This window comes from Curtobacterium oceanosedimentum (genome assembly GCF_020297365.1).
Taxonomy (GTDB): Bacteria; Actinomycetota; Actinomycetes; order Actinomycetales; family Microbacteriaceae; genus Curtobacterium.
Genome location: NZ_JAIXIG010000005.1, coordinates 43769 through 66557, shown reverse-complemented (window position 1 = coordinate 66557; position 22789 = coordinate 43769). Strand labels below are relative to the sequence as shown.

Here is a 22789-nt window from a genome sequence, read left to right as displayed (position 1 = left end):
CGGCACGCGTCAGTGGTCGGCGGGGTACCAGCGCGTCGGCGGGCGCCAGCGCCGCGGTCTCCGGTCGCCCGGGTCTGAGACGAACACCACGTGAACGCGGCGGACACGACACCTGTCGTCCGGATACGGTCGATGCACGATGACGACCGAGCGCGACGACGCACGACGGACGGCCGTGCTGCTGCCCGGCGAGCGGCTGGGCCTGGCGCTCGACGAGCGGTGTGCGGAGTTCACGGAGCTGCTGCTCGCGCCACCGCTGCACGGCATCCGACCCGACGGACACGACTGGCTGCGGCGGCGCTACGAGGAGATCGTCCCGCTCGTGCTGCCGGCCGCGCTGCGCGCCGTCGAGCACGGTGAACCAGTGGACCCGGACTGCCTCGTGCGGTTGCGCGAGGTCGCCGCCACCAGCGCCGGCGACCCCCACGTCGACGTCTCGGTCGTGCTCCGCGGCGCCCTGCCCGCGATCCGCGTCTTCGCCCTGGTCATGCACACCGCGACCCGAGAGCACGCGACGACGATCGACCACGCCGGCCGGACGATGCTCGCGATGAGCCGGGCATCCCTCGTGGCCCACGAACTCGGCTCGTGCTGGGCCGAGGCGTGGGCGCAGCGCCGAGAACGCCCGCTCGAGGACCCCGCGGCGTCGGTCGCTGCCGAGGACATCGACCTCGTCGCCCACGCTCCGGGCCTGGACGAGACCGAGGAACGGATGCTGGCACTCGCCGCACGCGGCCTCTCGAACGACGCGATCGCGAAGGAGACCGCCTACAGCAGGCAGGCCGTCGCGTGGCACCTCGGCCGGCTGATGCGGTCGTGGAACGCACCGAACCGGACCGCGTTGGTGTCCGTTGCCTTCGTCCGGGGCTGGATCCGGTCGCGACGCGCGGTCCGACTCGCGGAGCGACCCCGCCCAGCGGCGATCGAAGCGCCACCGGGCAACGGCGACGCCCCCTGAGACCGAGGTCCCAGGGGGCGTCGACGGCGGGCCGGTCGATCAGCCGCCGTTGACGTGGATGACGTTGTCGACGCGCTCGATGTTGCCGAAGGCGCCCCAGTTCAGCCACCCGCCGTCACCGTTGTTCGTGACCTTGCCGGGGCCCTTGAACCAGTAGATGACGTAGTTGCCGCCCTTGATGTCGATCGACTGGGCGTCCGCGACGTCGCCCTCGACGGTGATGTCCTGGTTCTTGTTGACCACCGCGACGGTGAGGCGGTCGGGGTTGCCGGCGTTCCAGTAGCCGACGTCGAGCGCCGCCTGCACGGCTCCGCCGCGGTCGCCCTGGTCGTTGACCGCCTCCTTGATCGCGTTGACGATCGCGACCGGGTCGAGGTTGACGTTGACGCTGCCGCCGACGGACGACGACGACGTGCTGGGCGCGGGCTCGGCGGCCTGCGCGGGGGCTGCGACGAACGCCCCGGCGATGACGGCGCCGCCCAGGGCGGTGCCGGCGAGGAGCTTCACGGACTTGCGCTTGAACGAGTTCATGATCGTGTTCCCATCTCTGCAGTGGTGACCCGTTCGGGTCGTCTTGCTCGGACAGGACCCAGCCTGCGGGCGCTCCGCTGCGGATGCACGCGACGGGGTTCGACGTTGGTCGATCGTCTGACGATCCGGACGAGGTCCCGTCGCCGTGCCATCGTTCGTCGGTCCTGGCGGGTGGCGCGGCGCAGCTGCTCCGTGCTCACGGTCCCCGCAGTCGTTCCGCGTCCTTCTCGGTCAGCGAGGCAACAGGATCTGCACGACCGCGACGATCACGAGCGCTGCGATCGGGACGCCCGCGATCCACGCACCCGCCCGCATCTGCGTCCGACGGATCGTGGGCGGTGCGTGCGACGAACGCGCGAACTCGGTCGCGGCCACGAGTTCCGGCGCCGCGGCGGGCGGTGCGGGTTCGGGTTGCGGTCGGTCGTCCTCGAAGGCCGGGACCTCGACGACCAGGTCGGCGGGGTCCGGGCGGCCCGGGAGCTTGTCGTACGCGTTCATCACGGGCCTCCGCATCCGGTGTCCTCGCACCAGTCTGCACCCGGCGTCCACTCGGTGAGCAGAAGACGTCGAGTACGGCCAGGCCACTCGACGTCTTCTGCTCACTGCATGGCAGCGCGCGCCCGCGCAGTGCCGGGAGCGCGCACGCAGCGCCGCTCAGGACCTCAGGTCAGACGTACCGCTGGGCGGCCCGCAGTGCCGCGCCGGCGTACGAACCGCCGAACAGGAACACGTGCAGCAGCAGTGGTGCGAGTTGGTGGAGCTCGACGCGCTCCTGCCAGCCGTCAGCCAGTCGTGACTCCCGGTCGTACGCGGCGAGCACCGTCTCGAGCCGGGGCAGCCCGAACAGCCCGAGCAGCGCCAGGTCGGTCTCCGCGTGCCCGCCGTGCGCGATCGGGTCGATGAGCACGGCACCGGTCGGCTCGGACGCGTCCGCGGGCCACAGCACGTTGCCCGCCCACAGGTCGCCGTGCAGCCGCGCGGCCCGGTCGCCGACCAGCGCCGGCTGCGGTGATCCGAGCGTGCCGTCCTGCACGCGGTCCGCGACCCGGTCGAACACGGCCGCCTGGTCGCGGTCGAACCCGCCGGCGTCCACGATGCGTCGGACGAAGTCGCGGATCCGGTACTCGGCGAAGAACTCGCCCCACGTCGACGGGGCGTGCGCGGCGTCGACGAACGGGGTGCGCGACCGCCCCATCCGCAGCGCCGCACCGCGGGTCCACCCGGCGGGCGGCGCGCCCCAGTGGTCGGCACCGGCCGCGTGCGTGTGCGCGAGGGATCGACCGAACCGTTCGGCCTGGGCGGCGGTGGGGGAGCCGTCGGAGATCCGCTCGAGGTCGAGCACGGTCGGGCTCGGACGCCCGAGCACGCGAGCGATGCGGGTGCCGCCGGCGTCCTCGGCCTCGGCGAGCCAGGTGAGCCCGGCCGCTTCGGCTGCCGCTTCGTGCGCGGTGGTGAAGGTCTTCACGTGCGTCTCGGCCATCGGTCCATCCTGCCGACCGACCCCGCCGCGGCGTTCAGCGCGCGGTCACCCGGCCGATCGTCCGCGCCGTGCCGCGTGCACCACCAGGGCCAGCTGCACCCGGTTGTCGACGCCGAACTTCTCGTACACGTGCCCGACGTGGGTCTTCACGGTCGCCAGGCCGACGTACAGCTGTGCGGCGATCTGCGCGTTCGACGCACCGTTGGCCACGGCGAGCGCGACCTCGGTCTCCCGCTCGGTGAGCAACCCGAGCAGCTGGCGCTCCTCGGCGCCGTCGTCGTGCTCCGTCGCACGTTCGCCGCCCGGCCGGGCCGCGAACGCGATCACGCGGTCCAGCACCGACGGCGACAGGATGGACCGGCCCGCGGCGACCGACCGCACGGCCTGCACGAGTTCGTGCGGCGGGGTGTCCTTGAGCAGGAAGCCCCGGGCACCGGCCTGCAGCGCCCCGAGGACGAGGTCGTCGCCCTCGAAGGTCGTCAGCACGAGCACGGCCAGGTCCGGTCGGCGGCGCAGCTCCCGCTCGGTCGCGACGAGCCCGTCGCAGCGGGGCATCCGGATGTCCATGAGCACCACGTCGGGTGCGGTGGTGGCGATGACGCCCTCGGCCTCGAGCCCGTCGCCGGCCTCACCCACCACCTCGATGCCGTCGTCCCCGCTCAGCAGGAGCCGGAGGCCGACGCGCACGAGCTGGTCGTCGTCGACCAGCACGACGCGCACGGGGGCGGTCACACCGTCCACGGGAGCACCGCCTCGACGACGTGCACGCGGTCGGCGTCGACACCGGCGCGGAAGGTCCCGCCGACCAGCCGGGCGCGCTCGGCCAGGCCCTGCAGCCCGTGTCCGGCGACGGCTCCCGCACCGGCCCGTGGCGGTGGTCCGTCCGGCACGCCGTTCGTGACGAGCACCCGGAGTGCGGGACCGTCGAGGACCTCGACCACGACGTCGACGGGCTGTCCGGTCGCGTGCCGCCGGGCGTTCGTCAGCGCCTCCTGCACGATCCGGTAGCCGTGCCGACCGATGGCGGTGGGGACCTCCACCGAGCCCGCGTCGATCCGCGGGTCGACCCGGGTGTGGATCGTCGTGCCGGCGGCGCGGGCCGCGGCGACCAGGGCGGGCAGGTCGACGAGCGTCGGCTGCGGAGGCGCGGTGCCGGTGACCTCGTCGGTGCCCGGTTCCCCGGGGTCGCGCAGGACCCCGAGCACGTCCCGCAGGTCGGTCAGCGCCGTGTGCGCCTCGGACCGGACGACCGCGGCCGCTGCGGCGGTCTCGTCGGGGGAGAGCCCCCGACCGCGGTACTCGAGCGCGCCCGCGTGCAGGGCGACCAGCGACAGTCGGTGGCCGAGCACGTCGTGCATCTCGCGGGCGATGTGGGCGCGTTCCTGCTCGCGCGCCCGGTCCTCGCGCTGCTGTTGGTCGCGTTCGAGCAGCGCGGCCCGCTCACGGAGCGACAGCAGCAGTGCCCGGCGCTGGCCGATCCCGATGCCGATCGCGATGAGGAGCGCGATGCCGACGACACCGGCGACCACGATCTGCCAGAGCGGCATGGTCTCGTCGGGCGCCAGGACGACGTCGTAGAGCATCGTGGCGCCGAGCATCACCGCGCCGGCGACGGCGAGTTCGACGGCCCGCCGCCGCGTGGCGAGCGACACCAGCGCGATCGCGGCCGCGCCGACCGCCAGCGTCGACACCGAGCTGATGGCGACGATGACGACCGTGATGACGAGCGGTGCGCGGTGCCGGAACGGCAGGAGGACGAGGGCGACCAGTCCGGCGCTGACGTCGGCCAGGAGCAGGGCGCCGATGCGCAGGTCGCTCCAGCCGTGCGTGTCCATCGTCGGCCACACGAGCGCGAAGGTGACCAGGCCGGTCAGCGTCGCGACGATCACGCGCCACGTCTGCGCCCACACACGCTGGCCGAGGGGGACGGCGGGGAGCGCGGTCGAGGTCATGCTCCGAGCCTAGGGAGCAGCAGGGCCGGGCGGATCCGCCGAAGGTCGGAGCTGCCGGAGGGCGGAGCCGCCGGCGCCTCAGACCGCGTCGACCAGGGCGGTCGCCAACGGGTGCCACGCGCGCGACGACGGTCCGCTCAGCACCAGGGTCCGCTCGAGCCGTCGGGCCATCGGCACCATCACGAGGTCCGGCGGCAGCATCCCGCGGCCCAGGGTCGGCACGATCGAGACCCCCTCGCCCCGCTGGATCATGCCGAACATCGTGCTCATCTCCCGCACACGGTGGGCGTAGCGGAACGGGCGACCGTCGAGTTCGTGGAGCTTCTGGACCTGGTACTCGCACCCGCCGCCGCCCGCGACCAAGCCGTCCTCGTGCAGGTCGTCGAGGGTGAGTGCGGGCAGTTCGGCGAGGGGGTGGTCACGGCGGATCACGGCGGCCATCTCGTCCCGCGCCACGACCACGCCCCCGTCGGGGACCGGCGACGGGTCGACGAGCACGGCGGCGTCGACGGTGCCGGCCTCGAGCCACTCCGGCATCTCGTCGTCGTCCCCCTCGTACACCTGCACGTCGACGTCCGGCAGGGTCACCGCCCACACCTCGCGGAGCCGTGGCAGCAGGCCCTGGCAGACGGTGGGGACGGCGGCGAGGCGCACGGTGCCGCGCGCCGAGGCGGGCCGGACCACCGCCTCCAGGGCGTCGACCGAGGCGAGCACGCTGCGGGTGTGGGCCAGCATGCGGTCGCCGAGCGGTGTGGCGGCGGCGACCGTGCCACGGAGCACCACGGGGCCGCCGACCTCGCGTTCGAGCCCGGCGACGGCGTGGGACACCGCGGACTGCCCGACGCCCAGGGCGGCGGCCGCAGCCGTGAAGGAGCCGGCGTCGACCGTGGCGACGAACGCGCGCAGTTGCTGGAGCGAGACGGCCATGCGTCCTCCTCATGGGTCCATGAACGACATGCGTTCGCCACATGACGTGCGGTTGCCGAGACTGTACCTCGTGAACGCCCTCCTCTACGTCCTCGTCGCCCTCACCTGGGGTTCGAGCTTCCTGTTCGCGAAGATCGGACTCGACGGGATGGCCCCGCAGCAGGTCGCCACCGTGCGCACGGTCCTGGGTGGCGTGACGCTCGTCGTCCTGCTGCTCGCGACCCGACGCCGCTGGCCGCGGGAGCCGCGCGTTTGGGCGCACCTGGCGGTCGTCGCCGTGTTCCTCAACGCCCTTCCGTCGTCGCTCATGGCGTGGGCCGAGCAGACCGTGCCGTCGGGGCTCGCGAGCATCTACAACGCGACGACCCCGATCATGACGCTGGCCGCCCTCGCGGTGCTCGTGCCGTCCGAGCGGTTGCGCGGCCGACAGGTCGTCGGGATCGTGCTCGGCATCGTCGGGGTGCTCGTGCTCGTCGGCCCGTGGGACGTGCTGACCGACCCCGCCGTGCTCGCGAGCGTGCCGGGCCAGGTCGCGCTGCTCGGCATGACGGCGTCCTACGGCATCGGGCTCGCCTACCTGCGCCGCGTCGCCGTGGCGAGCGCGTACGACCCCGTGACGCTGGCGACGGTCCAGCTGACGCTGGCCTCCGGGATGCTCCTGCTGGTCGCCCCCGTCATCGCGACCGGTCCGGTGCAGCTGGACGGGAGGATCGTGGGCGCGATGGTCGCGCTGGGGTGCGTCGGCACGGGGCTGGCCTACGCGTGGAACACGCGGCTGGTGCAGGCGTGGGGCGCCGGACGCGCCTCCACCGTTACCTACCTGACGCCGGTCGTCGGGGTGGCGCTCGGCGTGCTCGTCCTGGGGGAGCGGGTGCGGTGGAACGAGCCCGTCGGCGGTCTCGTCGTGCTGCTCGGGATCGCCCTGGCGTCCGGGGTGCTGGTCCGTCGGCGCACCAGGACGGGGGACACGGCAGCCCGGACGGCGTCCCGCGCCGCGTCGTAGGATCGGCGCACGACGACGACGGCGACGATGACGTCGTCGAGGAGACACGGAGACCGGCATGACCGACAGCCACGACACCCGCGCGACCGCCTCGGTCGCCGCGATCCTCGCCGAGTCCGCAGCGCGGTACCCGGACGACGTCGCCGTGATCGTCGGCGACCAGCGGACCACCTACGCCGAGCTGTGGTCGCAGACCCTCGCGTACGCCGGGGCGCTCCGTGCCCGGGGTGTCACCGAGGGCGCGAAGGTCGCGATGCTCGTCCCGAACGTCGCCGACTTCCCCCGCGTCTACTACGCCACGCTCGCGCTCGGCGCGGTCGCCGTGCCCGTGCACGCACTGCTGAAGCGCCGCGAGATCGAGTACGTCCTGCGGGACAGTGGTGCCACCCTGCTCGTCTGCGCGGCTCCGCTGCTCGGCGAGGGGGCTGCCGGGGCCGAACTGGCCGGGGTCGACGTCGTGACCGTGCTCGCGCCGACGACCGACGACGGGTCCGCGGTCGGCCCCGACCGGCTCGAGGCCCTGGCAGCGCAGAGCGAACCGCTCGACACCTACGTGCCGCGGCACCCGTTCGACACCGCGACGATCCTGTACACGAGCGGGACCACCGGCCAGCCCAAGGGCGCCGAGGGGTCGCACTTCTCGCTGCTCGAACAGGTCAACACCAACCTCATGACCACGTTCGACATGCACCGCGGGGACGTCCTGCTCGGAGCGCTGCCGCTGTTCCACACCTTCGGGCAGACCTGCACGATGAACACCGGGTTCCGGGTGGGCGCGACCCTCGTCATGCTGCCGAAGTTCGACGGCGACTCGGCGCTCGCCGCGATGGTCGAGCACGACTGCGGGATCTTCATGGGCGTGCCGACGATGTACATGGCACTGCTCGACGCGGCCACGCGCTCCGAGGCCCGACCGTCCCTGCGCTACGCGATCTCGGGTGGTGCGTCGCTGCCGCTCGCCGTGCTCGAACGCTTCGAGCAGGTCTTCGACGCGCCGATCCACGAGGGGTACGGCCTGACCGAGACCTCACCGGTGGCCACCTTCAACCACGTCGGGCGAGCACCGCGCCCCGGCACGATCGGCACGCCGGTGTGGGGCGTCGACGTCGAGATCGCCGACCCGGAGACCCACGACGCGATCGTGATGCTGCCGCACGGCGAGATCGGTGAACTCGTGATCCGCGGGCACAACCTGATGAACGGGTACCTCGATCGTCCCGAGGACACCGCGGCGGCGATCGTGGACGGGTGGTTCCGCACGGGCGACCTCGGGACCAAGGACGACGACGGGTACCTGACGATCGTCGACCGCACCAAGGACATGATCATCCGCAACGGCTACAACGTGTACCCGCGGCAGGTGGAGGAGGTCCTCGCCACCCACCCCGACGTCGCGATGGCCGCGGTGTTCGGCGTGCCGCACGAGGTGCACGGGCAGGAGGTCGCGGCGGCCGTGGTGCTGCGGTCCGGCGCGGTGGTCGAGCCGCAGGTGCTCGTCGACTTCGTCGCCGCGGAGATCGCCGCCTACAAGTACCCGCGTGTCGTGCACGTGCTCGACGCACTGCCCCTCGGCCCGAGCGGCAAGGTGCTCAAGCGCGAACTCGTCGAGCGCTTCGGGGCCGAGACACCGGCGGTCCGCTGACGGTCGACCGCTGGACACCGACCGCTGACCGGACCGTGCAGGGGTGCATCCGTACGCTGACGGGGTGAACGACACCCGCAGGCCCTCCACCGCACGCCTGCTGTTCGCCTCGTCGCACCCGGGTCCCACGGTCACCGTCACCGTCCTGGCCGCGGTGATCGCCGCCGCCGTCGGGCACCCGGTGTGGCTCGTCATGATGGTGGCACTGACGGTCGTCGCCGGGCAGCTGTCGATCGGCCTGGCGAACGACTGGATCGACGCCGACCGGGACCGCGCCGTCGGACGGAGCGACAAGCCGGTTGCACGCGGACTCGTGCCGGTCGGCACCGTCCGGACCGCGGCGTTCGTGACCGCCGGTGCCGCCGTGGTGCTGTCGGTGTTCCTCGGACCGGTGGCCGCCGTCGCGCACCTGGTGCTGGTCGCCGCCGGCTGGGCCTACGACGCCGGTCTCAAGCGCACGGTGTGGTCGGTGGTGCCGTTCGTCGTGGCCTTCGGCCTGCTGCCCGTGGTGTCCGTGTCCGCAGGGGCCCAGGGGCAGTGGCCGGCGTGGTGGGCGATCGCCACCGGTGCGGTGTTCGGTGTCGCCATCCACTGCACCAACGTGCTGCCCGACCTGGTCGACGACGCCGCGACCGGGGTCCGCGGGTTCCCGCACCGGCTCGGGCTCCGCGGCGCCGGCTTCGTCGCGTTCGCCTCGCTCGTGGTCGCTGCCGCCCTGGTGCTCGGCGGGCAGGTGCTCGGCGACGACCCGGTGCGCGGGGCCGGGGTCGTGCTCGCGGTCCTCGGTGCCGTCGTGGTGCTGGTGCTCGCGGTCGTCGGGGTCCGGCTCGTGCTGGCCGGGCGGGCGTCGCGCACCCTGTTCCGCTTGGTCATCGCCTCGTCGCTCGTGCTCGTCGTCGAGCTCGGCTTCGCCGGCGCGCGCCTGGTCGCGTGAGATCCGGCCACCCGCTCGACGTGCGCCGTCAGGCCCAGCGCATCGCGTAGAGGCGGGCCAGGCCGTGCGCGGTCGGCAGGGCCAGGGCGGTCCGGAGCAGCGCCTCCCGGCCGGTCGCCGTGACGGGGCCGAGCGGACGGCCCATCGCCATGTTCACCTCGGCCTGGCGTGCGGCGCGGCGGGCCGCGCCCTGTCGTCGTGCCGCGTAGCCGGGCCAGGGGCCGGCGACGCCGGTCCGGACCGCGCCGGCGAGCAGCGGGGCGAGCTCGGCGGCGTCGAGCCACCCGAGGTTCATGCCCTGCCCCCCGATCGGGCTGATCTCGTGCGCGGCGTCCCCGACGAGCACGACCCGGCCGCTGCCGACCCGGTCCGCCTGGCGTCGACGCACGCGGAACCCGCTCAGCATGGTGCAGCTCGCCGGGTCGGGTGAGACCCCGGTGCGGGCGGCGACGAGTGCGGCCAGGCGGTGTGCGACCGTGGGGTCGGGTTCGCTCGTCGCGGTGCCCTCGGCCGCGGCGAACCCGGCGTCGTCCGGCACCAGGGCGACGTACCGTCGGCGTGCACCCGGCAGGGGGAACGACTCCACCACGCCGTCCGGGCCGACGTCGACGAGTGCCTCCGACCGGGCCGAGGCGTGCTCGGGGTCGGCGAAGTCGCCCATGACGTAGCGGTCCGGGTAGTCGCGGCCGGTCGTGCCGATGCCGAGGAGGTCGCGGACGACACTGCGTGCGCCGTCGGCACCCACCACGAAGGCGGCCCGGAGCGTGACGGGTGCGCCGTCCGGGCCGGTGCCGCTGGCCTCCACGTGGTCGGTGTCACGCGTCAGCCCGGTCAGTGCGGTGCCGGGGCGCAGCGCGCCGGGGACGGACGCCTCGAGCCGCTCGCGCAGCAGGGTCTCGGTGCGGTGCTGGTCGAGCGTGGCGACGTAGGGGTGGGTCGCCGACGCCCGGTCGAACGTCAGGGTGCCGAGGGTCCGGCCGCGGCTGCGGGCCACACCGGCACGGACGAGGGCGGCCTCGGCCAGGACGGCGGTGTCCAGGCCGATCGTGGCGAAGGCGTCGAGCGATGGCGGGTGGATGCCGATCGCACGCGAACCGACGGGCGGATCGGTGCGGCGTTCCCAGACCCGGACGTCGATCCCGCGTTCGGCGAGCAGTGCCGCCAGGAACAGCCCGACCGGGCCGCCACCGACGACCAGGACGTCCGTCCGTTCCGTGTGCACTCCGGTGAGCCTACGGTCGGCGGGCGTCGTGGCACTCAGTGAGTGTCACGTGGTACCGAGCCGCCTGGCACCGAGCCGCGAGGCGCCCGACGTGCCGCGGGGCACCGAGTGAGCAGGAGACGACGGGTGCGGGCGGTCGACCCGGCGTCGTCTGCTCACTCGGTGCGCTGCGCGGAGCGTGCCGCTCGGGCCCGGGCACGGAACCGTTCGACCGGCACCTCGACGGCGTACGCCGCTCCGACGGACACGACCAGCACGGCCGCGACCAGACCGACCGTGCCCCACGGCCCGATCGCGAAGGTGCCGAGCAACGCGATGACGAGCGGGTGCCACAGGTACGCCGAGTACGACACCCGGCGGCCGAACCACGACACCGGCGTCCACGCGAGCACGGCGGACACCGGGGAGCGGACCGAGACCAGCCCGCCGATCAGGACCGCGGACACGAGCCCGGTCAGCGGCAGCACGACGCCGAACGTCGACGCGTGCCGGGTCCAGTCGTCGTCGATCCAGAGCAGCACCCCCACCAGCAACCCGAGGCCGAGCCAGGTGGCCACGCGCCCCAGCACACCCGCGGCGAGGACCCGCACCCGCTCGTCGTCCAGCAGCAGTGCCAGTGCGCAGCCGATCGCGAGCGGCACGACGCCCAGCACCGGCGAGAAGTAGACGTCCGGGGTGGCACCGCCGCTCGGCGTGCGGTAGCTCGCCCACGACAGCGCGGAGGCGCCCACGACCAGCACGCCGAGCCCGGTCAGGAGCCAGCGCCGCCGGACCCGGAGCGCCGCCAGCAGCACCAGGACGGGCGGCCACACCAGGTAGAACTGCTCCTCCATCGACAGGCTCCACGTGTGCGCGAAGACGCCCTGCGTGGTGTCCCAGAACGCGCGGAACAGGTTGCCCGTGTAGGTCAGCGCGATGAACGCCGCCTCACCCGCCGAGAACGACGCCCCCTTGTAGTCGCCGACCCAGTTCCAGAGCAGGAGCCCGACGACGACGAACGCGAGCAGCGCCGGGTACAGGCGCAGCAGGCGCTTCACCCAGAACGACCCGAGGCGCACGCGTCCGGTCCGCCGTCGTTCACCGAGCAGCAGCGTGGTGATGAGGAACCCGGACAGCACGAAGAACACCGTCACGCCGGTGAAGCCGCCCTCGAACTGCGGCACGTGCAGGTGGTACAGGACGACGGCCAGGATGGCCACGGTGCGCAGGCCGTCGAGCGCCGGCGCGCGGTGCGTCAGCGGGGGCGGTGGGGCCGGCGACGCGTGGTCTGCGCGTCCCGTGGTGGTGGCGGTGCGGAGCTGCGGCCGGTGCTGCGGCTGCGCGTGTGTCAGCGTGGTCGTGGCCATGGTCCCTTCCCCGCGGTGCTCGGATCGTGTGGACCCAGGCTGCTCCTCGTGGGTAAGAGCCGTCTCAACGAGCGGGGTGCACCAGGTTCGTCAGGGCGTCGACCCGCTCGTGCGCGATCTCGGCGAAGGGCCGGTCCTCGTCGGCGGCGATCCACCGGGCGAACGACAGGTGGAACACGGTGACGGCGGTCTCGGCGGCCATCGTCGCGACCGGCTCGGGCACCGCTCGGCCGCGCAGGACCTCGCCGAGGCGGGCTTTCAGGGTGGCGAGCTTGCCGAGCTCCCGCTCGCCGAGTGCCGCGTTCCCGTCGATGATCTCCTGCCGCGCGCGGGACCACGCCCGCCGCTCCTCGGGGAAGAACGCAGCGCTGGCGTCGAGCGCGAGGCGGACCAGGTCGAACGGCGGTGTGCCCTCGGGAGCGGCCACGATCGGGTCGGTGAACATCGCGAGGAACCCGTCCTGTCCCGCGAACAGCACCTCGGCCTTGTCGGGGAAGTGCCGGAAGAACGTCCGCTCGGTGACCTCGGCGGCTGCGGCGATCTCGGCGACGGTGGTCTGGTCGTAGCCGTGCGACGCGAAGCGCTGCAGGGCGACGGCCTGCAGTCGTTCTCGGGTGCCGGGTTGCCAACGAACCATGTCCGCAGTCTACTGATGACAGCGACTGACATCGAGTGCTACGGTGACGTCAGTCCATGACATCACCGTCGTGGACCACGCGAAAGGAACGCACATGCACGTCTTCGTCACCGGGGCCTCCGGCTGGATCGGCTCCCACACCGTCGACGACCTCCTCGCCGCCGGACACACCGTGACCGGGCTGGCCCGCTCCGACGCCTCGGCCGCCGCACTCGGGTCGAAGGGCGTGACCGTCCTCCGTGGCGACCTGGACGACCTCGACACCATCCGCCGCGGCGCCGACGAGGCCGAGGGTGTCCTGCACCTGGCCAACAAGCACGACTGGGCGAACGCCGCGGCGACGAACGCCACCGAGCGGGCGGTCGTCGAGACGATCGGGTCGGCGCTCGTCGGGTCCGGGCGGCCGTTCGTCCTGGCCTCCGGCATCGCGGCACTCGCGCCGGACCGTGCTGCGACCGAGCAGGACCCGTCGCCGTTCACCGGCCCCGACAGCGCTCGGGGCGGGAGTGAGAACCGCGGGTTCGACTTCGTCGAGCAGGGCGTCCGCACCGTCGCCGCACGGTTCAGCCCCACCACGCACGGCACGGGGGACCACGGGTTCATCGCGTACCTGACCGAGGTCGCCCGACAGCACGGCGTCTCCGGCTACGTCGGCGAGGGCACGAACCGCTGGGCCGCCGTGCACGTCACCGATGCCGCACGCCTGGTGCGACTCGGGCTCGAGCAGGCCCCGGCCGGCGCCAGGCTGCACGCGGTCGCCGAGTCCGGCCTGTCCACGCGGGCGATCGCCGAGGCCATCGGTGCCGCGCTCGGGCTGCCCGTCACGTCGATCGACCCCGCGGACGCACCCGCGCACTTCGGGTTCATCGCGACGTTCTGGGGCATGGAGATGTCCGGCAGCTCGGACGCGACGCGCGGACTCCTCGGCTGGGAGCCGACCGGCCCCACCCTGTTCGAGGACATCGCCGCCGGTGCGTACACGACGGCGGGGAGCGCGGGGGAGCGCCGCCGCTGACGGTCGTCCGTCGTCCTGTGCGCAGGTGGGACCCCGCGCCGGGTGCGGGACGACGATGTCGCCGTCGTTTGACAGCGACATCGTCGTGCCGCGTCGGTGACGGGCAGGACACCCCGCCTGCGCCACCACCCGCCGGACGGGAGGCCCGTGGCGGCCCCGCCCCGGGCCTCCCGGCCGGCGCGCCCCGCGCCCACCGCACCCACCCGCAACGCAGGAACGGTCGGGTCCGACGTACGGACCCGACCGTTCCTGCGCAGCGCAGCCGCTACTCGGCCTTCTGCATCTGCCACGGCTCCGGCTCGCGGTCGCCGTTCGGGCGCACCGGGCGGACGTCGCCCACGATCGGGATCGAGCGCTTCCGCATGAACCACACGTAGCGCACGAAGAAGTGGGTCAGGGTCGACATCCGGTTGCCGGAGCCGAGCAGGCTCGTGATGTGCACGAACACCCACGCGAGCCAGGCGACCGGCCCGACCATCGTGATCCCACCGCGCAGCTGAGCGACCGCGGCGTTCGTGCCGATCGTCGCCATCGTGCCCTTGTCGAAGTACTTGAAGCGCTCGGTGGCCTTGCCCGCCACCAGTCGCTTGACCTGCGCCGCGACGTGCTTGCCGCCCTGCAGCGCGGGCTGTGCGAGCTGGGCGAGGGCGTCGTCCTGCGCGGCGATGTCGCCGGCCGAGAAGATGCGCTCCGCACCCTTCACGCTCAGGTCGTCGTTCACCTGGATGCGACCGCCGGAGGTCTGCGGCAGGCCCCAGCCGGCGACCTCCTTGTGCGCGGCGACACCGGTCGCCCAGACCACCTGCGACGCCGGGATGAACTCGCCGTCCGCCGTCACGACGCCGTCGGGCTTGACCTCGGCGACGCCCGTGTTCAGCCGGAGCACGACGCCGCGCTTGCGCAGGACCTTGGCGGCGTAGCGGCGCAGGCGCGGGGCGAAGGGCTTGAGCAGTTCGCCGCTGCGGTGCACGAGGGTGATCGAGATGTTGCCGCGCTCGATCTCCGGGTAGGCGCCGACGAGCGCCTGGTCGCGGAGCTCGGCGAGCGCCCCGGCCATCTCGACGCCGGTCGCCCCACCGCCGACGATGACGATCCGGATCTCGTCCGGGCCCTGGTTCGCCGCGGCCTCCTCGAGGCGGGTGAACAGCTCGTCGCGGATGCGGAGCGCCTGCGAGCGGGAGTACATCGAGTACGCGTACTCGTACGCCCCCGGGGTGCCGAAGTAGCTCGTGTTCACGCCGTTGGCGAGGATCAGGTAGTCGTAGTGCAGGTGCTCGCCGTCGGACATCTCGGCGATGCGCTCGTCGGTGCGGATGCCGGTGAGCAGGCCGTGGCGGAACTCGGCGTTGGCCTGCCGTGCCCGCAGCGAGCGCAGGAAGTAGGTCACGTCACCCGCGTTCAGGCCACCGGTCGCGACCTGGTACATGAGCGGCTGGAACATGTTGTAGACGTGGCGGTCGACCAGGGTCACCCGCACCGGTGCGTCGGCGAGTTCGCGCATGGCTGCGACACCGGCGAATCCACCGCCGACGATGACGACGTGCGGGCGGGTGTCCTGCGGCATGGTGAGCTCCGGGTTCGTGCGGTCTGGGCCACCCAGAAGGGTACGCCGATCACGGGACCCCGCCGTCCACCTGCACGCCGGCCGGGAGGTCCGGATCGCCTCCGTCAGTCCGCGAACCGCCCGTAGGTGTTCAGCACGTTCCCCCGGCTCGTCACGGTGCTGTCGACCAGCCGCAGCCGCGTGGCCGGGTCCGTCGGCTCGAAGAGCCGCCGACCGGAGCCCGCGATCGCGGGGTGGATCATCAGCTGGAGCTCGTCGAGCACCCCGGCGAACAGCAGGCTGCGGACGAGCGTGACGCTCCCGCACACGGCGATGTCGGCGCCGTCGCGCTGCTGCAGCTCGCGGACGAACGTGGGGACGTCGCCGCGGATCCGGGTGCTGTTCTGCCACGCCAGGTCGTCGCCGAGGGTGGTCGAGGCCACGTGCTTCTCGATCGGGTTGATCCACTGGCCGAACGGGTCGTCGGCGTGGGCGGGCCACCACTCGGACCACTCCAGGTAGCTGGTGCGGCCGAGCAGCACGGTGTCGGTCCGGGCCATCCATGCGCCCATCGCCGCGCCGAGCTCGTCGTCGAAGCTGTCGTACTGGAACTCGTAGGGGTCCTGCACGACGCCGTCGACCGACGTGAACAGACCGGCAGTGGTCTTCCGCATGTCGGGATCGTACCCGCGGGCGGTGCGGTCGTGGTGCTCTCGTGGTGCTCTCGTGGTGCGGATGTGCCGCTGCTGCGCTGGGGCGCGGCATGCTGACGTCGTGCTGCGGAGCGCCGCGTAGCCTCGGTTCGTGCGCGCCAAGGTGGAGACCGTCCGGATCGATGGCCTGCCGGTGCGCCTGTACTCCGCCGCACCGGCCGGGCAGCTCGGCCAGGACGGCAGTCCGACCGTCGTGCTGGTGCACGGCATCGGGATGTCGCACCGGTCCTTCGCCCGGTCGCAGCGTGCCCTCGCCACCACGCACCGCACCGTCAGCGTCGACCTGCCCGGCTTCGGGTGGCTGCCCGCTGCTGGACGGCGACTGTCGATCGAGGAACTCGGCGACCTGGTGGTGCGTGCCGTCCGGTCGCGGGGCCACGACGACCTGGTGCTCGTCGGTCAGTCGATGGGATCGCAGGTCGTGGTCGAGTCGGCCCGCCAGCACCCGTCGGTGGTGCGTTCGGTGGTCATGGTCGGACCGGTCATCGCGACCGGTCGTCGGACCCTCCGGCAGCAGGCGTTCGACCTGGCACGCGACGGACTGGTCGAACGCGTCCGGATGAACGCCGTCCTCGTCACCGACTACCTGCGGAGCATGCGGCAGTACCTGCACGAGCTGCGCCCCATGCTCCGGTACCGCACCGAGGACACCGTCGCCGAGGTCGCGCAGCCGGTGCTCGTCGTCCGCGGCGACCGGGACCCGATCGCACGGCGCGAGTGGTCCGAGCGCGTCGCCGCGGCGGCGCCCGACGGCACCTTCGTCGAGCTGGCCGGCCCGCACCACGTGCAGGAGCGTCAGCCGGAGGCGTTCGCCCGGCTCGTCGACGCGTTCGAGCGCGCCCACACCCCGCAGGCGTCACCATGACCGGGTCGCTCCCCGCCGGCGCGGCCGGACCACCGCTGGAGCGTCCGTCCGGTGCGGGCGGCGTGGACCCGGGCCGTGTGCCGCTGGTGCGTCGGGCGTGGTGGGCCGCACTCGACTGGGCGTACGCCGCCCGCTGGCAGGTGCGGAGCCTGGGCCCGACCACCGCCGACGACTACCGGACCGGCAGCGGTCAGCCCGTCGTCGTGATCCCCGGGGTCTACGAGACCTGGCACTTCATGCGCCCGCTGATGGACGCCCTGCACGACCGCGGTCACCCGGTGCACGTGCTGCCCGTGCTCCGGCACAACCTGCGGCCGGTGCCGGCGTCGGCGCGCGACGTCGTGGCGTACCTGCACGAGCACGACCTACGGAACGTCCTGGTCCTCGCACACAGCAAGGGCGGGTTGATCGGCAAGTACGCGATGAGCCAGCTCGACGCCGACGGGCGCATCGACCGGATGGTGGCGGTGTCGACGCCCTTCGCCGGCTCGGTGTACGCGCGGCTCGCGCCGGTGCCGCACCTGCGTGCCTTCCGGGCGGCCGACCCGGTGCTGGCGGGGCTCGCGCGGGAGCTCGGCGCCAACGCGCGGATCACGTCGGTGTACGGCGTCTTCGACACGCTCATCCCGGAGGGCAGCGAGCTCGCCGGGGCGACCAACGTGCGGCTGCCGGTCGGCGGGCACTTCCGGATCCTCGGCGATGCGCGGACGCGGTCCGCGGTGCTGGCGGCCGCGGACCCGGGCGGCGGCGACCCCAGCGGCGAACCGGCTGGCGGTCTTTCGCGCTGAGCGACACTTCGTGGGCGCGCGACCGCGTGAGGTGTCGGTCAGCGCGAAACGGCGCGGCAGCGGTCAGCGTCAGCGCGCGCGGTCGGCGACGCTCGCGCGCTCGACGATGCGGTGCGGCACCACGACGGTCTCGGGTGGCGCCGTCCGGTCCGCGATGCGGTGGGTCAGCAGGTCGAGGGCGGCGGTGGCGAACGCCCGACGGTCGAACGACACCGTGCTGAGCGACGGGATCGCGTAGGCGGCCGCGTCGACGTCGTCGAACCCGACGACGCTCACCTGCTCCGGCACCCGGACGCCGCGGGCGGCGAGGACGTGCAGCACCCCGAACGCGATCGAGTCGGTGAACGCGAACACGGCGTCGGGCAGCGGGTGCTCGTCGAGCCAGGCGGCGAAGGTCGTCGCGGCGGCACTGGTCGTCCACGCCGGCAGCGGGACGCGCAGCGCCGGGTCGAGCGCGATGCCCGCAGCCGCCAGCGCCGCGCCGTACCCGCGCTCGCGCAGTTCGCTCGTCGCGGTCGCCGCGTCCGGCAGCGACGCCCCGACGACCGCGATGCGTCGGTGCCCGCGGGCGATCAGGTGCGCGGTGACCTGCTGTGCCGCCGCGCTGCTGTCGACGTGCACCTGATCGACGTGCTCCGGTTCGACCTCGCCGATGACGACCGTCGGGGGCAGTCCCTCGGCTCCGGCCAGGACACTCGCGCTCAGGGACACCGGGTTGAGGATGAGCCCGTCCACCAGGTGGGCGCGGGCGCGGGACACCAGTTCGCGTTCGCGGGCGGGGTCGTTGCCGGTCTGCTCGAGCTGCACCACCCAGCCGCGTTCGCGGGCGAGCTCGACGAAGGACTGCGCGAGCTCGGCGGAGTACGCGCTGCCCATCTCCGGCAGGGTCAGGGCGATCGCGCCGGACCGCCCGTTCCGCAGGCCGCGTGCCGACAGGTTCGGCACGTAGTCGAGTTCGGCGACCGCCTGCTCGACGCGCTCCCTGGTCTCCGGGCGCACGACCACACCGCCGTTGATGACGTTGGAGACGGTCTTCGGCGACACCCCGGCCAGGGCCGCCACGTCCCGCACGGTCGCGCGCATCGGGTCGAGCGTAGCGCGGGGCAGGGCGTCGCGGGCGGGGCTCAGCTCGCGACCGGCACAGGCACCGTCCTGCCCGTCCGGACCGACTCCTGCGCGGCGAGCACGATCGACAGCGTCCGCAGCCCCACGTGGACGTCCGGCTGTGGCTGCTCGCCGGACCGCACGGCCGCCAGGAACGTCCGGAGCATCGGCAGGTCGTGGTCCGGCCCGTAGCGCAGCTCGATCGGCCGACCGCTCACCGCGTCGAGCCCACGAGCAGCCGCGCCGAAGAAGTCCACCGACACCGTGCCTCCGGTGCCTGCGACGTCGAGCGTCAGCCCGCCCCACACCGGTGACGTGTCCGGCCGGCTCCACGAGCAGTCGATCGCCGCGATCATGCCGTCGTCGTAGGTGACGGTCACCAGGCCGGCGGTCTCGGCGTTCGCCCGGTCGGCGTGCAGCACCCGGTTCGCGACGGCCGTGACGGACACCGGCGTCGCTCCGGTCAGTCCGTCGACCAGGTCGGCGACGTGCACGACGTGGTCGACGAGCGCGCCGCCGCCGCTCAGCCGGACGTCGGTGAACCAGTCACGGGCGAGCGGGAGCATGCCGTTGTTCGCGCCCCGCACCGAGAACACCGTGCCGAGTGCGCCCGAGTCCCGCGTCGCGCGCAGCCGGTCGAACGCCGAGGCGAAGCGCACCGGGAACGCCATCATCAGCCGTACCCCGGCGCGGTCCACCGCATCGCGGATGGCGAGCCCGTCCTCCCACGAGGTCGCGAGCGGCTTCTCGCAGAGCACGTGCGCCCCGGCCGCGGCGGCGAGCTCCACGAACTCGCGGTGCCGGGTGTTCTCGCTCGTCACGACGACGGCGTCCGGGCCCCACGCGAGCAGGTCGTCGACGGTCTCCGCGTACCCGGCTCCGAGCGCGTGGGCCAGCTCGGCTCCGCGCAGGTCGCCGAGTCCCGTCCCCGTCGACGTCCCGCCCGGGTCCGTCCCGCGCACCTCGACGTCGGGCATCGCCGCCAGGGCGCCGAGGTAGCTGATGGCGTGCGTGTGGGCGAACGAGAGCACCCCGACCCGGAGCGTCACGACACCAGCTCCACCGGCTGACCGGACTCGATGGACGCGATGGCCGCGTTCGCGATCCGCACCGCGGCGACACCGTCTGCTGCGGTGACCCGGGGCGGCGTCCCGCCGTCGAACGCCGCCAGGAAGTCGGCGAGCTCCAGCGCGTACGGATCGTCCGCGGGGTCCACCGACGGCAGGAAGCCGTCGACGGAGGCCGGTGCCGCGAGATCGCGGCGGGTGTCCTCTTCGGCTCGCGAGGAGTGCGACAGGCTGCCGAGCGTCCCCGTCACCGCGTACTCCGTCGTGAACGCGAGGTGCTGCGGCCCCCACAGCCCGGCCACGTGACTGATCGCGCCGGATGCGTGCGTGAGCAGGACGTGCGCGGCCTCGACCGGCTCGGCCTCGGACCCCGCTCGCACGCTCACCGCCGACACCCGTGTCACCTCGCCCGCCACCCAGCGCGCGATGTCCAGGTCGTGGATCATCTGGTCCATCACGATCCCGCCGGACAGTGCGCGGTCGCCGAACCACGGGACGTGGGCAGGGAAGGCGCCGGACCGCGAGAACCGCAACACCGCCAGGTCGCCCAGGAGGCCCGTGGTCGTGGCCTCGTGCAGGCGCGCGTACGCGGGGAACCAGCGCACCACCTGGGCCGGGGAGAGCTGCACGCCCGCGTCCGCAGCGCGGGCGGCCAGGTCCGCCGCGTCCGCGTCGGTCCGGGCCAGGGGCTTCTCGCAGACGACGTCCTTGCCGGCCGCGATCGCCGCCCGCACGACCTCGGCATGGGTGTGCGTCGGGACCACCACGTCGACGACGTCGACCGCGGCGAGGAGGTCGTCGAGGCCGTCCGCCACGGTGATCGTGCTGTCCTGAGCCAGTGCGGTGTCGGCGAACGCGGCGGCGAGCTCGTGCGCACCGTCGTGCGAGTGCACCACGACGTCGCCCAGGCGGAGCAGCCCGGGCAGGTGTGCGACGGAGATCCCACCCGCGCCGACGAGCCCGATGCGTCTGCGAGGGCGCGGTGTCGACTGCGTCGTCATGGGTTCAGCGTAGGAGATGCGGTGGGACGGCGGGGCGGGTCAGCGGGGGCCTGCCACGCCGACCAGGTTGCCCGCCGGGTCGTGGAAGTGCCCGACCGTCACACCGCCGCCCTCGTTGCGCTGCGGCGGCAGGACGACGCTGCCGCCGAGCTCCTCGACGCGCTCGAGCGCCGCAGCGACCTCCTCGACGCCGACGTAGAAGACCGCGTGGGCGGTGAACCCGGGGCCGCCGCCGATGCCGCCTGCGACCGGTCCGGCGCCCGGCACCGGATCGAGGAACGAGTACGAGGACGGGTCCGAGACGGCTGCGGCGACCGGAGCGCCCGCGGGGGAGTCCCACCCGAAGAGCGCGGCGTAGAAGGCCCGGAGCCGATCCGGATCGGGGCCGATGAGTTCGACGTGCACCACCGCGTTCGTCATGCGCGCCGTTCTACTCGCACGCGACCCTGCGGTCAACCGAGCCACGAGGGGTCGGCGAACAGCTCGTCGAGCTCGCCGAGCAGCCGGGTCGTGTGGAAGCCGTCGGCGGCGGCGTGGTCGACGTGCAACGCCAGCGGCAGCAGCGTCCGTTCGCCGGCGGTCCGGTACCCGCCGAGCGTGATGATCGGCAGCAGGTGGTCCCAGCCGTCGCGCACCTGCAACGAGAACCCGGTGAAGGACGCCCGCGGCAGGGTCGAGACGTCGAACACGTTCCGGGGTCGGTCGTCCTGCGGGAACATCCGGGTGTCGTCGCGGTGCTCCGCCATCGTCGACACCGCGGCGTCGTGGAACGCGCCGAAGTCGTCGACGTAGGGCACGACGAGGGCGGAGAACGTCTCGGTGTCCGGGTGGAACACGGTGAACATCGGGTGGACGCGGTCCCACACGGCGGGCGAGCCGTCGTCCAGCAGCTGCATGCGGAACTCGTCGTGCCGGTTCACCACGGTCGCGATGGCCCAGAGCTGCGACGGGTACGTCCGCCGGCCGGTCGCGCGGACGCGCTCGACGAAGGCGGTGACGTCGAGCTCGACGGTCACCTCGTACGCGCACGGCACCCGGCGCCGGTAGTGCTCGAAGTGTTCCCGACGGGCCCACTGGTCGACGTCGATCGCCCGGAGTTCGGTCATGGCTCCACCCTCGTGCGGGATCGCTTGCCTACGGTGGAGCCATGCCGACGCTCGAACGTGTTCCTGCCCTGGTCGCCACCGGCTTCCTCGCCATCCCCGTCGCCGAAGCCCTGGTCACGCTGCCCAGCGACGTGCTCTCGACGATCGAGGGCGCGCCGATCGACGCCGACCTGGCCGACACTGCCGCGTTCTCGGAGGCCTACGGCTACCCGCTGGCAGGCGGCGCGAACTGCATCGTCGTCGCCGGCAAGCGGGGCGACGAGGTCCGCTACGCCGCGTGCGTCGTCCTGGCATCGACCAAGCTCGACGTCAACCGCGTCGTGAAGCAGCTGCTCGACGTGCGCAAGGCGAGCTTCGCCCCGATGGACCAGGCGGTCGAGCTGACGGGCATGGAGTACGGCGGGATCACCCCGATCGGACTGCCGTCGTCGTGGCCGCTCTACATCGACGCGCGCGTGCTCGACGCACCCGAGGTCGTCATCGGGGCCGGGCGGCGAGCCGCCAAGCTGTTCCTGCCCGGACGGTCGCTCACGGCCCTGCCGAACGTGACGGTCGTCGAGGGCCTGGCGACCGAGGCGGTCAGTCCGACGGCCGGATGAGGCAGAACGGGTGCCCGGCCGGGTCGAGGTAGACGCGGAACGTGTCCGTCCCCGATCCCGTGGCCGTCGCTCCGATCGCCAGCACCGCGGCCTCGCCGTCGTCGAGGTCGTCGACCTTGACGTCGAGGTGGCTCTGCTGCGGCACGGTCTGGCCCGGCCACTCCGGTGCGCGGTAGTCGTCGACCTGCTGGAACGCCAGGATCGGACGGTGGTCGGTGAACGGGAGGGCGATCTCGGCCCAGTCCTCGTCGAAGCCGACGATCTCCCCGCCGAGCAGCTCGGCGTAGAAGCGGGCGAGGGCGCGGGTGTCCGAGCAGTCCAGGACGACGACGTCGAGTGTGCCGATCATGGGCGAC

Annotated in this window: 25 protein-coding genes; 8 read left to right on the top strand and 17 right to left on the bottom strand. The window is 73.2% G+C overall.

The features are described 5' to 3' along the window. Positions 1 to 139 precede the first annotated feature (139 nt). On the top strand, positions 140 to 958 hold the full coding sequence (locus LEL83_RS03485) for a helix-turn-helix transcriptional regulator (protein ID WP_198656657.1): 819 nt from the start codon (positions 140 to 142) through the stop codon (positions 956 to 958). A 39-nt stretch (positions 959 to 997) separates the two neighbouring features. On the opposite strand, the gene LEL83_RS03480 is transcribed toward LEL83_RS03485, so the two are convergent. From LEL83_RS03480 to LEL83_RS03455, 6 genes are all read right to left on the bottom strand, one after another. Next, positions 998 to 1489 (bottom strand): hypothetical protein, encoded by a 492-nt coding sequence (locus LEL83_RS03480; RefSeq protein ID WP_198656656.1) that lies wholly within the window; start codon positions 1487 to 1489, stop codon positions 998 to 1000. Between the two features lie 231 nt (positions 1490 to 1720). Next, positions 1721 to 1987 (bottom strand): hypothetical protein, encoded by a 267-nt coding sequence (locus LEL83_RS03475; RefSeq protein ID WP_198656655.1) that lies wholly within the window; start codon positions 1985 to 1987, stop codon positions 1721 to 1723. 169 nt (positions 1988 to 2156) lie between these two features. Further along, positions 2157 to 2969 carry a fructosamine kinase family protein gene (locus LEL83_RS03470; protein WP_225557784.1) on the bottom strand — a complete coding sequence of 271 codons (813 nt, stop codon included), beginning with the start codon at positions 2967 to 2969 and terminating at the stop codon, positions 2157 to 2159. A 45-nt stretch (positions 2970 to 3014) separates the two neighbouring features. After that, on the bottom strand, positions 3015 to 3710 hold the full coding sequence (locus tag LEL83_RS03465; RefSeq protein WP_225557783.1) for a response regulator transcription factor: 696 nt from the start codon (positions 3708 to 3710) through the stop codon (positions 3015 to 3017). Next, the gene (locus LEL83_RS03460) at positions 3698 to 4921 is read right to left on the bottom strand and encodes a sensor histidine kinase (protein ID WP_225557782.1); all 1224 of its coding nucleotides are present in this window, start codon (positions 4919 to 4921) and stop codon (positions 3698 to 3700) included. The genes LEL83_RS03465 and LEL83_RS03460 overlap by 13 nt, the downstream gene beginning before the upstream one ends. A 78-nt stretch (positions 4922 to 4999) precedes the next feature. Beyond that, positions 5000 to 5848, bottom strand: coding sequence for a LysR family transcriptional regulator (locus LEL83_RS03455; RefSeq protein ID WP_225557781.1), 849 nt, complete (start codon positions 5846 to 5848; stop codon positions 5000 to 5002). Positions 5849 to 5918: 70 nt separating this feature from the next. On the opposite strand from LEL83_RS03455, the gene LEL83_RS03450 reads away from it, so the two are divergent. The 3 genes from LEL83_RS03450 to LEL83_RS03440 all read left to right on the top strand — a co-directional run bounded on the left by LEL83_RS03450 (position 5919) and on the right by LEL83_RS03440 (position 9427). After that, complete coding sequence (locus LEL83_RS03450; protein ID WP_198656650.1) at positions 5919 to 6851, top strand: DMT family transporter; 933 nt, start codon at positions 5919 to 5921, stop codon at positions 6849 to 6851. Between the two features lie 58 nt (positions 6852 to 6909). Further along, positions 6910 to 8493 carry a long-chain-fatty-acid--CoA ligase gene (locus LEL83_RS03445; RefSeq protein ID WP_225557780.1) on the top strand — a complete coding sequence of 528 codons (1584 nt, stop codon included), beginning with the start codon at positions 6910 to 6912 and terminating at the stop codon, positions 8491 to 8493. Positions 8494 to 8557: 64 nt separating this feature from the next. Then, entirely contained in the window at positions 8558 to 9427 is an 870-nt protein-coding gene (locus LEL83_RS03440) for a UbiA family prenyltransferase (RefSeq protein WP_198656648.1), read from the top strand. Between the two features lie 28 nt (positions 9428 to 9455). Here LEL83_RS03440 and LEL83_RS03435 read toward each other — a convergent pair whose 3' ends face one another. The 3 genes from LEL83_RS03435 to LEL83_RS03425 all read right to left on the bottom strand — a co-directional run bounded on the left by LEL83_RS03435 (position 9456) and on the right by LEL83_RS03425 (position 12632). Next, positions 9456 to 10649, bottom strand: a complete 1194-nt coding sequence (locus LEL83_RS03435) for an FAD-dependent oxidoreductase (protein ID WP_225557779.1) — start codon at positions 10647 to 10649, stop codon at positions 9456 to 9458. 155 nt (positions 10650 to 10804) lie between these two features. Beyond that, positions 10805 to 11995, bottom strand: a complete 1191-nt coding sequence (locus LEL83_RS03430) for an acyltransferase family protein (protein WP_225557778.1) — start codon at positions 11993 to 11995, stop codon at positions 10805 to 10807. Positions 11996 to 12059: 64 nt separating this feature from the next. Then, a complete protein-coding gene (locus LEL83_RS03425) occupies positions 12060 to 12632 on the bottom strand; it encodes a TetR/AcrR family transcriptional regulator (RefSeq protein ID WP_225557777.1) in 573 nt (190 codons plus the stop codon). A 94-nt stretch (positions 12633 to 12726) separates the two neighbouring features. Between LEL83_RS03425 and LEL83_RS03420 the strand changes: the two genes are divergently transcribed. Continuing rightward, positions 12727 to 13647, top strand: coding sequence for an SDR family oxidoreductase (locus LEL83_RS03420; protein WP_198656644.1), 921 nt, complete (start codon positions 12727 to 12729; stop codon positions 13645 to 13647). A 265-nt stretch (positions 13648 to 13912) separates the two neighbouring features. On the opposite strand, the gene LEL83_RS03415 is transcribed toward LEL83_RS03420, so the two are convergent. Both LEL83_RS03415 and LEL83_RS03410 read right to left on the bottom strand, forming a co-directional pair. After that, positions 13913 to 15211 carry an NAD(P)/FAD-dependent oxidoreductase gene (locus LEL83_RS03415; RefSeq protein WP_198656643.1) on the bottom strand — a complete coding sequence of 433 codons (1299 nt, stop codon included), beginning with the start codon at positions 15209 to 15211 and terminating at the stop codon, positions 13913 to 13915. Between the two features lie 104 nt (positions 15212 to 15315). Beyond that, positions 15316 to 15864: a dihydrofolate reductase family protein gene (locus tag LEL83_RS03410; protein WP_198656642.1), complete on the bottom strand. Its 549-nt coding sequence runs from the start codon at positions 15862 to 15864 to the stop codon at positions 15316 to 15318. Between the two features lie 130 nt (positions 15865 to 15994). Between LEL83_RS03410 and LEL83_RS03405 the strand changes: the two genes are divergently transcribed. Both LEL83_RS03405 and LEL83_RS03400 read left to right on the top strand, forming a co-directional pair. After that, entirely contained in the window at positions 15995 to 16768 is a 774-nt protein-coding gene (locus LEL83_RS03405; RefSeq protein ID WP_225557776.1) for an alpha/beta fold hydrolase, read from the top strand. Beyond that, positions 16765 to 17556 carry an esterase/lipase family protein gene (locus tag LEL83_RS03400; RefSeq protein WP_308009854.1) on the top strand — a complete coding sequence of 264 codons (792 nt, stop codon included), beginning with the start codon at positions 16765 to 16767 and terminating at the stop codon, positions 17554 to 17556. The genes LEL83_RS03405 and LEL83_RS03400 overlap by 4 nt, the downstream gene beginning before the upstream one ends. 69 nt (positions 17557 to 17625) lie before the next feature. Here LEL83_RS03400 and LEL83_RS03395 read toward each other — a convergent pair whose 3' ends face one another. Genes LEL83_RS03395 through LEL83_RS03375 form a run of 5 tightly spaced genes read right to left on the bottom strand, consistent with a single transcriptional unit; the run spans position 17626 to position 21834 of the window. Continuing rightward, positions 17626 to 18639, bottom strand: a complete 1014-nt coding sequence (locus tag LEL83_RS03395) for a LacI family DNA-binding transcriptional regulator (RefSeq protein WP_225557775.1) — start codon at positions 18637 to 18639, stop codon at positions 17626 to 17628. A 41-nt stretch (positions 18640 to 18680) separates the two neighbouring features. After that, on the bottom strand, positions 18681 to 19709 hold the full coding sequence (locus LEL83_RS03390) for a Gfo/Idh/MocA family protein (RefSeq protein WP_225557774.1): 1029 nt from the start codon (positions 19707 to 19709) through the stop codon (positions 18681 to 18683). Next, positions 19706 to 20728, bottom strand: coding sequence for a Gfo/Idh/MocA family protein (locus tag LEL83_RS03385; RefSeq protein WP_225557773.1), 1023 nt, complete (start codon positions 20726 to 20728; stop codon positions 19706 to 19708). Before LEL83_RS03385 ends, LEL83_RS03390 begins: the two co-directional genes overlap by 4 nt. A gap of 39 nt (positions 20729 to 20767) precedes the next feature. Beyond that, positions 20768 to 21148: a VOC family protein gene (locus tag LEL83_RS03380; RefSeq protein ID WP_225557772.1), complete on the bottom strand. Its 381-nt coding sequence runs from the start codon at positions 21146 to 21148 to the stop codon at positions 20768 to 20770. 32 nt (positions 21149 to 21180) lie between these two features. Beyond that, a complete protein-coding gene (locus tag LEL83_RS03375) occupies positions 21181 to 21834 on the bottom strand; it encodes a CatA-like O-acetyltransferase (protein ID WP_225557771.1) in 654 nt (217 codons plus the stop codon). Between the two features lie 41 nt (positions 21835 to 21875). Between LEL83_RS03375 and LEL83_RS03370 the strand changes: the two genes are divergently transcribed. Beyond that, complete coding sequence (locus LEL83_RS03370; RefSeq protein WP_225557770.1) at positions 21876 to 22433, top strand: YbaK/EbsC family protein; 558 nt, start codon at positions 21876 to 21878, stop codon at positions 22431 to 22433. Here the strand turns inward: LEL83_RS03370 and LEL83_RS03365 are convergent. Continuing rightward, the gene (locus LEL83_RS03365; RefSeq protein ID WP_198656635.1) at positions 22414 to 22782 is read right to left on the bottom strand and encodes a VOC family protein; all 369 of its coding nucleotides are present in this window, start codon (positions 22780 to 22782) and stop codon (positions 22414 to 22416) included. The two genes, LEL83_RS03370 and LEL83_RS03365, sit on opposite strands and share 20 nt — an antisense overlap. Between the last annotated feature and the right edge of the window lie 7 nt (positions 22783 to 22789).